Annotated in this window: 9 protein-coding genes; 6 read left to right on the top strand and 3 right to left on the bottom strand. The window is 34.0% G+C overall.

The window, feature by feature from the left end; all coding sequences use genetic code 11:
- The first annotated feature begins 56 nt into the window (after positions 1–56).
- Genes gmtY through gmtX form a run of 3 tightly spaced genes read left to right on the top strand, consistent with a single transcriptional unit; the run spans position 57 to position 4,950 of the window.
- Positions 57–1,538, top strand: coding sequence for a gamma-mobile-trio recombinase GmtY (gmtY, locus tag MHH44_RS10830; RefSeq protein ID WP_340798554.1), 1,482 nt, complete (start codon positions 57–59; stop codon positions 1,536–1,538).
- Complete coding sequence (gene gmtZ / locus MHH44_RS10825; RefSeq protein ID WP_340798553.1) at positions 1,539–4,253, top strand: gamma-mobile-trio integrase GmtZ; 2,715 nt, start codon at positions 1,539–1,541, stop codon at positions 4,251–4,253.
- 52 nt (positions 4,254–4,305) lie between these two features.
- On the top strand, positions 4,306–4,950 hold the full coding sequence (gene gmtX, locus MHH44_RS10820) for a gamma-mobile-trio protein GmtX (RefSeq protein ID WP_339261843.1): 645 nt from the start codon (positions 4,306–4,308) through the stop codon (positions 4,948–4,950).
- A gap of 140 nt (positions 4,951–5,090) precedes the next feature.
- On the opposite strand, the gene MHH44_RS10815 is transcribed toward gmtX, so the two are convergent.
- The gene (locus MHH44_RS10815; protein ID WP_339261841.1) at positions 5,091–5,864 is read right to left on the bottom strand and encodes a UPF0489 family protein; all 774 of its coding nucleotides are present in this window, start codon (positions 5,862–5,864) and stop codon (positions 5,091–5,093) included.
- 874 nt (positions 5,865–6,738) lie between these two features.
- On the opposite strand from MHH44_RS10815, the gene lepB reads away from it, so the two are divergent.
- Positions 6,739–7,302, top strand: coding sequence for a signal peptidase I (gene lepB / locus MHH44_RS10810; RefSeq protein WP_339261837.1), 564 nt, complete (start codon positions 6,739–6,741; stop codon positions 7,300–7,302).
- A gap of 83 nt (positions 7,303–7,385) precedes the next feature.
- Here lepB and MHH44_RS10805 read toward each other — a convergent pair.
- A protein-coding gene (locus MHH44_RS10805) for an IS3 family transposase (protein ID WP_340798550.1) occupies positions 7,386–8,749 on the bottom strand; the annotation gives its coding sequence in 2 pieces (ribosomal slippage) (positions 7,386–8,290 and positions 8,290–8,749; 1,365 coding nt in all).
- 301 nt (positions 8,750–9,050) lie between these two features.
- Between MHH44_RS10805 and MHH44_RS10800 the strand changes: the two genes are divergently transcribed.
- Positions 9,051–9,383 (top strand): hypothetical protein, encoded by a 333-nt coding sequence (locus MHH44_RS10800; RefSeq protein WP_339261835.1) that lies wholly within the window; start codon positions 9,051–9,053, stop codon positions 9,381–9,383.
- A gap of 482 nt (positions 9,384–9,865) precedes the next feature.
- Positions 9,866–10,228 carry a hypothetical protein gene (locus MHH44_RS10795; protein WP_445190711.1) on the top strand — a complete coding sequence of 121 codons (363 nt, stop codon included), beginning with the start codon at positions 9,866–9,868 and terminating at the stop codon, positions 10,226–10,228.
- 1,013 nt (positions 10,229–11,241) lie between these two features.
- Here the strand turns inward: MHH44_RS10795 and MHH44_RS10790 are convergent.
- Positions 11,242–12,978, bottom strand: a complete 1,737-nt coding sequence (locus MHH44_RS10790; protein ID WP_339261832.1) for an ABC transporter ATP-binding protein — start codon at positions 12,976–12,978, stop codon at positions 11,242–11,244.
- Positions 12,979–13,111 lie beyond the last annotated feature (133 nt).

The following is a 13,111-nucleotide window of genomic DNA, read 5'->3' as shown; positions in this document are numbered from 1 at the left end:
ATTTATGGTAATATATGTAATATTATAATCAAACTATAAGTATAGGAGAAATATATATGAGATATGTTCAGGTATCTTCAAAAACATATAAGGATAATACAGGGAGGAGCATAGACTTACCTACTCTTCTAGTTGAGTATAATAGAGAGACAAAGCTTTTCGAACAATTACACAGATATCAAATAAAGAATCGTAGTAAAAGCAGAACTTGGCATAAGAAGTTGGTACAAGCTGTTGGACTATTGCTTGATTATATGGAAGCTAATCAGCAATATTATTCTTCACCAAAAGAATTCTTTGATACATTTGCGGAGTCTGTTTATTCAGGGACAATAAATGAAGAAGGCATAGACCCTTCGGGACTTTATTGGCTACCTAAAAGAGTAGAAACAGCGAATATGCTTCTATCTGCTTTAAATGGGTTATCAGATTGGTTATATGAAGAATATGGAGCTACTCAATTAAACCCTTGGAGAAGAGCCACCAGATATGAAGAACGACTTAACTGGATGGCTCAGATAAACAAAAGTCAGAACTCATTTCTAGGGCATTTAAATGATGTTCATGAAATCTCTGAAACTGCAAAATTAGCTCGCACTGTCGTTAAAAGAAGAAATCCATACTCAGCAAAAGGAGATACAAAAGCCTTCCCCGAAAATGAAATAGATAAGTTCCTATGGGAAGGCTTTAAGAATTTAAGAAAGAACGTTGAATTAGACCTTGTTGACCGTTATAACTGGCGTGATATTGCTATTACAATACTGATGCATGGCGGTGGACTTAGGCATAGTGAAGTATTTCATTTATGGGTACAGGACGTCTTCCCTGACCCTGATGACCCAAATCTTGCTGTGGTACGAATCTATCATCCAAGCGAAGGAAGAGCACCGCAGGATTGCAAGAACCCTACTACCGGTAAATATATTACAGACAGAGAAAGTTATCTTTTGTTAAAGTATGGTTTACTTCCACGCAATATGTATTCCGCACAGGACAAACGATTTGCAGGGTGGAAAGAGCCAAGACTTGATAACTATGTAGATAAATACATGCATGTTTACTGGTTTTCAAAGGAATGGGGATACAACTTTATGTATGCATGGAAAATGTATATGGCAAAAAGGTTAAGAGATGGCATTAAGGATACGCACCCATTTGCCTTTGTCTCACATTCTCCTAAAACGCTAGGAGAAATGATGCCACTAAGGACTCAGAGGGAGTCTCACGAAAAAGCGGTTGAAAAGATTGATTTGTTATTCGGAAAGAAATATGGCACTACGCCACACGGACATAGACATGCATATGGTCAAAGACTTAAAAAAGCCAATATATCTAACCGAAACATACAAATTACCATGCACCACAAATCAATGATGTCTCAGGAAGTATATACAGAGCCAACAGTTGCAGAAGTTACGGCTTCACTAAATAATGCTACTGCATCTTTGGATAATGGTTGTGTACTTCCAATGCAGAGTGAGATTGATGCATGGATGAATGAAGAAACTAAACAACAGAACAGATATAGGAGAAAATAAATGGGCAGAAAAGGTTTTGACAATGATCTTAAGTATAAAATGATTGAAGAACTTTGCAACGGCAAATCAACTGCGGATATTGAGAAAGAATACGGTATTTCTGGATCTAATGTTATGAGATGGCTCCGAGAATTTGTTAATAACGGAGCTTTTGGTAAAAATGTATTAACTCCAAATGAAAGTGTAAGGTTTGAACAATTAAGGGAAAAAGCTAAAAAAAGAGAAGTTGAATTAAGGCGACATGGAACTTTTAAGAGTGAAAACTTCGACTGGATTTTAGAATATGATTCTGATTTACAACAATGGAATGAATATAGCAGTGAATGGCTAAAAACGATTATAAGAAGCAAAGCCAAAGCAATTGAATCTCTATCAAACTTCTTTAAAAAATATGTTATTCCATATAACATCGCTAGGTCTGTACAGATATTCATTTCAAAAGAATATAACACCCCAGATTTTTACGAGATTATTTTTTCAGAAAGAAAATCACAACGTGGCGCTTTAGAAGATGCAAAAAAAATTGTTAAATTTGTTGATTGGATTATAGAGGAAAAGTTTTCGGTTGAAGATGATTTAGGAAACAAACTTATTCCACTAGAATTTGAAAATCCTCTAACAAAATACTTACCAAACTATGTAAAATCATCGCAACGTAATGAATCAGATAAGAATGTTCTACCTTATAGGTACATAAAAGACCTTCGTAATATACTTCGCCCTCCAAATGCAACCTGTTTTAGAGACTTGCAATTTGCACAAAATGCAGGCGATACAAGAACAGGTGGAGCATGGTTCATTGTTGAAAAGTCTGTTATTGATAAAAATGATTCAGATTGTGTATACAGAGTAAGAAAAACTTCCGAGTATGAGCAGAGAGAAAAAAGACTTTCTAAGGAAGTATATGAGATGTGGTTTCCGGGCACTACAGTAGTAATTTTAACAAAGCTCCTTCTTCCTTTGAGAACCTATCAGGTGCGTATGCTCGACAGTGGTGAAACGGATACTTATAAGTATGTGCAGCCTATAATAAACATGGCTGGAGAATGGATTAAGAATGATTCCCCTTTAAGTAAGGGTACAGAAAGCAATGCTTTTGAAAGAGGCGTTCTTCGTAAATTCAAAGACCAAACAACGCAGCTTGAAATGACAGGTTTTTTTATCAACACGAACAAAACAGCAGACATCAACAAAGAGGAATCAGATAAAGGTTATGACATTCCTTGGCAGTACGAAGAAGCACAATACTGGCTTGCAAAACTTAGAGATTGGCAGATGAAGTACAATCCAATTTCTCAACCTGCTAATTGGACAGAACTAACAAGGAATCACTTGGGTCATATAAAAGATATGAGGATTTTAAAACAAATGGGAGAAATTACATTTCTTTTTAGAGATCCTACTTCAATAGGACAGGAACACTTGCCAATAGCAAAAGACCGATTGAAGTATTTTTGGTATAAGACACTTAAACAACTTGAGGTTCAGCTTAATGAAAATGTATCACACAAAGAAGAAAAAACATTAAAATTTGTACGTCCAGATAGTAACCATGTTACTTATTATCCCCTTCATTCACTCAGAGTATCACTTATCACTGCTTATGCTCTTGAAGGTGGAGTTCCAATGACTATTCTTTCAAAAGCTATCGCAGGTCACACAAGACTCATTATGACTCTTTATTATACAAAAGCAGGTATTTCATATGTTACAGATACAATGCAACAGGCTGAAAAGAGCATTCTTGAACATGATAAAGAAACATTTGATAGATTTATTAGAGATGCAAAGTATGAACAGTTAGAAACAAGTGTAGCTGCCAATGATCCAATAGCTTATCAGGCAGTAATCAACGCTCAACAATCAGGTGCAAGTATTATTATAAGTGATAAAGGAATTTGTCCTAAAGGCTGTTTTGGATGCGATTCAGGTGGCACATATGTTAATGAGGATACTGAAAAAATCACTTATGGTGTTGTTCCGGGTTTTCCAGAGCAGAACTGTGTCAGATGTAGATGGTTCGTAACTAGTCCTGCTTTTCTTCCTGGCTTAGTGCATCATTTTAATACCATAGGCTACAATATGAGTGAAACTGGAAAACGAGTGAATAAATATCAGCGTGATATAGAACTTTTAGAAAATGAAAAATATGATTGTGAACTTAATGGAACCATATTTACAAAACATCGAGAGTTGCTTAAATATGAGCAATTATATGCACAGGAGATACAGAAAAACGATAAGCTAGCAAACGATTATAATGCCAGTCTTCGGCTGATTGATAAGTGCATGAATTTAATCAAAGAAACATCTTCTGATGACGGATTTCATCTTGTTACCGTAGGTTCTATATCGGATATTGGAATTTCTATTAATAACGTTGAACATGACCTTGAACAACTTCAAATCATCTGTAATGGGGCGGAACTGTTTCCTGAAACAGATGCAAGCAAGGCAGTTCTTCAAAGGTCTCAAATCATAGATTTAACATTAAAAAATAATAATAAAATGCCTGTTATGTTCTCATTAACAGAAGAAGAACAGCTCATTGCCGGTAATCAATTCATGAGGCTTTTGATTAATCGTGCAGGTAATTTAAAAGATGCTATCCCTTATGCAATCGGGCGTAAGAAACTTGAAGAAATCGGGTTTGAGAATGAGTTTGTTAATGAACTTAAATCTGTGAATTTAAACAATAATTTATTACCAATATAGATAATTCTAATCTTGATTAAGAATAATTTATTTATGTATTGGAGGATATAGGATGGAAATGCATCCAGATGAACTGTACTCAAAGCTTTACGAGAATGCTTCTACTAGGAAAAAGAAAACATTAGAACTCATAAATAACGTATGTAAAAAACAGTCTGAGTCTGACATAAAAGATTTTTCTATTGGTACTATAGCCAGATTGATAGCAGATGATGGCGGTCCAAGTGAACAGGCACTTAGAAACAAAAATGCAGAGGATTACAGAGTTTTGATAAGCCAGTGGGCTGAATTCTATAAAACTACCACTAAAAAGCCTAAAAAAGAAAAGAGAACAACTCTAAACGATGATATCTTAGCAAGTATCTCCGAACCAACAACAAAGGCATTGGTTGGAATGCTAATGGCAGAGAATAAAAAGCTTAAACGAGAAAATTCTCTGCTTAAAGAACAAACAACTTTTATGGTTGATATGCGTCCTACAAACGATCTAAGCAAAAATAAGGATGTAGTTATAGTCGAGCCTTCTTATAATCTAACAGATACCGAAATAGATGCACTGAAAAATGCCATATCAAACGAATTTATGAACCATCAAGGATGGACTACCGATAATTATGGCAGAGTAAAAGAAAACGGCATTCAGGTATATAAGGCAGGATATATAACTGCATTACAAAAAATTCTTAATGAAATATAAAGGCTCTGTTCTTAAAGATTATTGCTAATGACATAAAAAAAAGAGACAGTTTTTTTAAGCTGTCTCCGTTATTGAACGAAAGCCCCCGATTCTTAAATTTACGATATCTACATAATCTTAGAGCAAAATATTACTTATACTTATCTTTCTAAAGCGGACCAACTCTTTCCTTGTGAAAGATTTAATTCAAATTCTTCAAGGAAGAGGTTCAATACATATTCAGCATTCTCTGAACCACCTATGTACCAATCCTCTGGGGAGAGAGCTACTGTAATCGCATCCCAAGAGTACAAATTTTTTAGAACTTTTAAATCCTTTTTTATTTCTTCAGTATCTTTAAGTTGATAAATAGTATGTCCTGTCTCAGTTTGAGATTCAAAAGCAAAATAATCTAAGTCTAGATCAAGTATTAATGAGTGACCATCCGTGAATAAATTTAATAGATTACGTCGCTTTATAAACTCTAGCATTTCTACTGAATCTAACCGCTTTACCCAAATATTGTCAACCCTTTCTTTAGAAGTGTAACCTTTTAACTCACGTGATTGCAATTCATTATCCGATAACTCATCTTGTTCTTCAGGAGATACATATAAAATTCGTTGTATTGTTTCTCTAGCAAATCCGGCCCAAATAAAATTATCAATTCCAACAATTCTATCATTACCTAAAGTACCTGCTGTTAATTCTGACAATTGCTTTAATCCTTTAGCTTCTTTTAAGCCAGGTACTTGTGCACCATCTAGCGCAGCATCTAGATGTTGATCAACATGAATTAATACTGAATCACTGTTTATCCAGGCATTTTTACGGGCTAGATCCCATGCAACAAATGCCCAATTATGATGTTTCATTATGAAGATTTTTTGTTCTGGAAATACGACTTTCCAGTTATCGTCTTCTCTCCAAGTCATTAATTTATCCCCTTATCTCTTTCTTTAGTTTTATGTATAATTTTTCAATAAATAATTATATTTTTAGCTTTGTAAAAAATCTTGACCACTTTCTACCTCACGTGCCCAATTGTTAAATAGTAAGTATAAATTTCATTTAAGTGTGAAGCATTTGCTCAATACGTAAGTTCATTTTAACATTATTAAATACGAAAAAAAATGATAGCGTATGCTACCTATCTTGCTTCAATTGACTTTCTGCAATATGGCTCTATAACAGAAAAACGCGATCTTCTTATTGAAGAATCGCGCCCGATTGTGGAATAAGGGGCTGCCATATTCGAGTGGCTTACGACCATACGCAAAAAGAAGTTGTTCGCTAATACGATTTTGAAAACGACATTGGGCTATAATTAATGCTACCAAACGTCGGTTTGGGGAATTTATTTCTTTCATCAATTGGTTTCAAAAATAAAAAAGGATTATAATTCAAATAAATCTTGAGTTATTTGGAGTTAGGAAATGAAAAATAAAAAAACAAAGAAGGAAAGACAGGTGTGGCTTTGAAATAAAGTTGAACTGTTTTAATAAAAGTCGTACCGTTTTGAAAAAAGTTTAACCGTTTATAAAAAAGATGAACCGTTTATAAAAAAGATGAACCGGAATTTCTATTTCTATAAAAAAGGAATCTCGGTTTTTCTTGTGGATTTGAACCTGTTAAGTCAAAATAAAGTTATTCAACAATCGGGCCATTTAGTTGAATAACGTCTCAAAAAAGTGGTGGGTTTATGTTACAATTAAGGTTAAATTGTGAAGTAAAATATTACTTCTAACACGACAGAACAGTGAAAGAAGAAATGATTTATTTTAGAGTAATTAAAGGAGCGCTGTTATTTTGGAGAAATCAAAGAAAAAAGAATTATTAGATTGGTTTATAGCTATTGCGGTAGCAGTTGTTTTTGTTATCGCTATAAGAACATTTATTTTTTCACCAATTGTAGTAGATGGTTCTTCAATGATGCCAACATATGAGGACGGAGACAGAGTTATTATTAATAAATTTAGTAAGCAAATATCTGGTATAGACAGATTTGAGGTCATAGTATTTGAAGCGCCGATTGGTGAAGATTATATTAAGCGCGTTGTGGGCTTGCCGGGAGATTCTATTTCATACGAGAATGATATCCTTTATATTAATGGTGAAGCATTAGAAGAACCTTATTTAGATGAATATAAAGAAAAATTAACAGATCATGCTCCACTAACATACAATTTCAATTTAGAATCTTTAACAGGTTATAAAGAAATACCGGAGGGTTATTTATTTGTTTTAGGAGATAATCGTAGAAAAACTACTGATAGCAGAGATCCAAATGTAGGATTAGTACCAATGGATAAAGTTCTAGGAACAGCCAAAGTTAGATTCTATCCATTTGATAATTTAGGTATTGTTAGATAAATCTATTTAAACAGTAAAATAAACTTCAACTATTGAGCGCTTTTCTTGAATGAAGTGACCCCAAAAAGTTAGACATTATTAAGTTAAGCAGCTTGGAAGGATTGAATTCGGTATTGTACCGGACTCAATCCTTTTAATTTTCCTTTAATACGTTTGTGATTGTAATATTCAATATACAATTCAAGTTCAAGCTTGAAGTGATTCATACTTTCAAATTCTTGCATATATAAGAGTTCCGATTTTAATAGGCCAAAAAAGTTTTCAATTACTGCATTATCTAAACAGTTCCCCTTACGAGACATACTTTGGGTAATGTCATTTTGTTTTAAGGCATTAGAGTATTCTTTCATTTGATAATGCCAACCTTGATCCGAGTGTAAGATAGGGGCATCTCCTTCGGATAAGCAAAATAAAGCTTTATCTAACATTATCGATACAAGTTTATATGTAGGTCGGCTTTGAATATTATAAGCAATGATTTCACCATTAAATAAATCTAGTACTGGGGAGAGGTATAACTTTTCACCAAATAAATGAAATTCAGTTATGTCCGTTACCCACTTTTCATTTGGTTTTGTCGCAATGAATTTACGACTAAGAATGTTTGGCGCAATTTTACCTACATTACCTTTATAAGAACGGTATTTTTTAATACGTACAAGCGATTTTAAACCCATTTCCTTCATAAGTCTTTGAACAGTTTTATGATTAATTAGGAAGCCTTGATTGCGTAATTCTAACGTTATACGACGATAACCATACCGTCCCTTGTGGTCGTGATATATAGTTGAAATCACCGATTTCATATTCTCATATTTATCAGGTTGGTCAAAGCGACTTGTCCAATAATAATAAGTGCTACGCTTAATGCCGGCTAACTTTATTAAATCTTTTATACTAAATTGATCCCTTAGTTCAAATACTACTTGTGCCAAGTCTTTCGTTTTAATTTTTCCTTCTCTTGAACTAAGGAATTCAACTTTTTTAAAAATGCATTCTCCATACGTAGCTGTTCATTCTCTGCTCGTAATGCCTCTAATGAACCCTCTTTAAAGTTTTGATTTTTACCTTTTTTTGAGTTGTCTTTTTTCAACTGTTTATGCCCCTTTTCCTTAAGAAATAGGGTATCCACACTCACATTTTTGAGACTAATTCGCCATTTTCTTATTGTACCTGGAGTAGGCAAATTAAAATGTACTGCAGTCTCTATATCAGACAACCTATTCTCGTTCATATAATTGAGTATATATAGTTTATCTTCAATAGAATAACGTGTATAGCTCTTTTTCAAGGATTCTGGTCCATGAAGATTATATTTGCCAATCCAGAAATGTATCAATTCAGTATTAGTGAAATTGAGTGACCTAGCAATTGAAGTAATGCCTTCATCACCTTTTTCAACACGAAAAATCGTATCCAATTTTTGTTCAAAAGTAATCCTTGTCATATAAAAAGCACCTCCAAATGATAGATTTGTGTCTAACATTTGGGGTGCAGTTCAGAATAAGAAAAGTGCTTTATTCAATTATAGGGCCAGATTGTGGAGGAACTACATTCAGATACTCATTTAGATTTAGATTTATATTGAGATTGTAGGATAACACTTAAACTAAGATCGCAGTCTACGAAGTATACAATTGTGGGTTCAATCAACGTATTGTTATGGTAAAATTAGGTTAAAAGGAAGGGTTAGTGTAAAAGAAGTTTATTTCATAATTAGAAATATAAATAAAGGGAGTTGAAGAACAATGAATAAAAAGAAGGGTTTTCTTTTTTTCCTAACTTTATGTATCGAGGCGGTTATCACCTATTTTGTTGCAAATTCGTTTTCTGTTCGATTTATTGAAGTAATGGGAATTATCGGTGCGATATGTAGCGGATTACTTCTTTTGTTAACAAGTGGAGGTGGGCCTATTTCGAATTTCTTTACAGCGAGAAACGCGGGCATAACAGGGATCATTCAAAAAAGAGAAGCCTTTGTTTTTAAAAAAGGTGCAGTGTTTTTCGCTTCCGTTGTTTACTTTGGCATCGGATTGTTTTTCTTTATTTTGCTAGTTACAGGTGTCATTCCACCCGTGTAATAAACGTTTATACGCTCTTGGCTTTTAAAAAGAAAGCACAAATAAAATGTTTTGTTAAAATCATAGTTATTCCATTAAAGGGCGCGATTGTTGAGCAACACAATTAGAAAATGAACAAACTTTTTTATAAAACGGAAACTTATATATGCAAGAGAAGAATCTATTATGATCAATCTTTATTTCAAAATAGATTCTTCTTTTTTTACCGTAAATAATGGATTTTGAGGCATTTTTGATTGAAATTTATTACAAAGCAACAACAGGACGGCTTTTTTAAAGAGTTCTTCGGGGATCTTACCAGTTCAATATTATTTGAAGTGGCTTGGAACATTTTAATGTTTATTCCTAAAATGATTATTCGTTTAATAAAGATCATTTGGTGAGTTATTTAGGGACTTTAAGCTAATAAACTGTTATAAACCTTCCCAAACACCGTTTTTGGTAAGGTTGTTCTTTAATTAAATTGGTAGATAAAGGAGTTAATGCTTTTGAGACTAAAATACAATTTTTTCTGTGTAGTAATAGCTATTGTTCTTTTATCAGGTTGCTCCAACTCTAATCCCTTTAATAATTCATCAGCTGATTGGGCTTTTCAGTTTGTTGTTTGGGATGGCTATATTTATCAATTAAGTGATGAATATGTTGAAAATGTAGATGAAAAAATCGGTGAAGTTACAAAGTATTCAGATATGGAGGGAACTTACTCCGGAAACTTCTCGAATACGTATGAAAAAGGCACAAAGTATTACGCTATTCAAGGAATAAGCACTGAGGAAGCAATAGCTATTGAAGAAGGTAGTCGATATAAAAAAGCAATGAGGGATGGAAAATACGGAGAAAAATAATGAAATATAGAAAATAAATTTAGTTAATGAAGGAATATTTAGTTGAAACGAAAATAACGTTCCCCAATGCCACTTTGGGGACGATTTGAATAGATAACACAATAATTTCATTTGAGGTGATATTATTTTTAAAAAAATAGGATTAGTTTTAATCGTTTCTAGTGTCATTTGTTTTTTATATTTTTATAAATCACCCATACTTAGTGCCGATGCAGCTTTAATTAGTGCGGAAAAATATTTACTAAATCCAACAGAAGAATGGGGAACGATTGTATATGATGGACTAGAAGGAATTCCAGAAGAAGATATACATATACATCTTTTTGAAAGAACTGGGTTTTGGAATAAATTATTCAATAGAATGCAATGGGAAGTTACAATAAAATCATCTGAAATGAATGCAACGATTGTGATAGACGCTCATAATGGAAAATTTATAGATTTAGTCGGAGCGTTTAGCTAAGTTTAGGATATACAATTCTATACAAAATAACGTTCCCAAATCAAAGTTTGGGGACACATTAAAAAGGTATGGATGTTGTTAAATCAACGTTTCATGCTTTTTTGTATGAACATTATGTTATGCAGCATTTTATACAGATGATGAAAACCCTAGAGGTAACAGTGTTTATACTTGATGAGCTTGATCTTTAATTTGTATAAAAACTTGTATAACAAATCTTTTATTATTATTAATCAGCACCTTTTCTTACTCCACAATATGGCCCGATTGTGGAATAAGAAAATTGCACCCCATACAGGTTTTTTATCATACTTTATTATAAATGATCGAACTTAATTATAAATTATTAACCTTTATTAAATGACCAAAATAAAAAATACATCCATTAACACAATAAAGATTTAATGGATGTATTTTTATATACAGGTAAAAGTTTGATTATAAAGTTTGATTATATATAATCAAACTTAAATTTTCTAAACATAAGGTCTAGTTTGTTTTATTATACTTTTCACCCTATATTAAAAAAGATTTGAAGTCTTTTTAATATTTATATAGCTACCCAGTGACCTTTTGTAACTTCAACAAGCTCTGTGTTCTCTACATCGAATCGATTCGCTGCCAGTTCTTCGTCGGTCATAACACGACGTTTTTTCTGTTTTTCAATTGCTGGGTCCGGAATCGGTATCGAATCGAGCAGCATTTTCGTATAAGGATGCTGCGGATTGGCATACAGCTCTTCACTTTCTGCCAGCTCAACAATTTTTCCGGCATACATCACAGCTACACGATCACTAATATGTTTCACCATGGACAGGTCATGTGCAATAAACAAATATGTTAATCCTAATCGCTGCTGCAAATCCTTCAATAAATCAACGACTTGCTTTTGAATGGACACATCAAGCGCGGATAACGGCTCATCACAAACGATGAATTGAGGTTCCACAGCAAGAGCACGTGCAATTCCGATACGCTGACGCTGACCGCCGCTGAACTCATGCGGATAACGAAGCGCATGTTCTTTTTTTAAACCGACGAGCTCCAATAATTCTTCTACTCGTGCCCGGCGTGCTTCTTTGGAAGGGGACAGTTTATGAACATCCAGTGCTTCTCCGATAATATCCAATATTTTTTTTCGCGGATTTAAACTTGAATAAGGATCCTGGAAAATAATTTGCATATGACGACGCATACTTTTCAGCTCATTTTTCGTTAAGCGACTAACCGGTACGCCTTTATAAAGTACTTCACCGTCTGTTGGCTCGTGTAGCTGCAACAATGTTCGGCCGGTTGTCGATTTACCGGAACCTGATTCACCAACAAGCCCTAATGTTTCACCCGGATAAATCTGAAATGATAAATCATTCACCGCTTTTAATACATTGCCTTTTGCTAATTCAAAATGTTTGGATATATTTTTAACTTCGACTAACGGCACATTAATATTCAAGTCAGGCGACAAGTTTGGCAGTTCTTTCGGCTGTTTCGGTTCATGTAGCTTCGGCAAAGCGTTCAACAGTCGTTTCGTATAAGGATGCTGCGGATTGGCAAAAATCTCTTCCGTAGTACCTTGTTCGACGACCTCGCCTTCCTTCATAACAACGACACGATCACACATACCCGCTACGACACCCAAATCATGTGTAATCAATATAATAGATGTACCAAATCGCTGCTGCATGTCCTTCATCAATGATAAAATCTGTGCTTGGATTGTTACGTCAAGCGCTGTTGTCGGTTCATCGGCAATAAGAAGGGAAGGGTTACATGCTAAAGCCATAGCAATCATAACTCGTTGTCGCATCCCGCCGCTAAATTCATGGGGGTACTGATTATAACGTTGTTCACTATTTTTTATTCCGACTAATTTTAATAGTTCAATTGTTTTTAAATGTGCTTCCTTTTTCGAAAGCCCTTGATGTTTCATTATACCTTCTGCAATTTGGTCACCAATACGAATAGTTGGGTTTGTAGAGGTCATCGGATCCTGGAAAATCATACTAATGTCTTTTCCGCGAATCGCTTCCATTTGGTTTTCCGTTTGGGTAATTAGATTTTTCCCTTGGAATTCAATCGTTCCATCTTTTAAGAAAGAAGGAGGAGATGGAAGTAAACGCATAATTGAACGGGCCGTTACACTTTTTCCACTACCGGATTCTCCTACAATTCCGACTGTTTCACCCTCGTTTACATGAAAACTTACGCCTTTAACGGCTTCGAATTCTTGCTCGCCAGTTATAAAAGATACACGTAAATCCTTTACTTGAAGCAACTTTTTACTCATAACATGCTCATCCTTTAATAAAAATAAAATAATTTCATTGACTTCTGAATGTTCGTTCTACATAATACATTACTATACAGGTAGGAATTATACAATATTTAAAGTTTGAAAATTCTTTACACAGTAAGAGTGG

The organism is Solibacillus sp. FSL K6-1126 (assembly GCF_038003445.1).
Taxonomy (GTDB): domain Bacteria; phylum Bacillota; class Bacilli; order Bacillales_A; family Planococcaceae; genus Solibacillus; species Solibacillus silvestris.
Note: the sequence above shows the minus strand (reverse complement) of the source record. Positions and strands in the feature narration are given on the sequence as shown.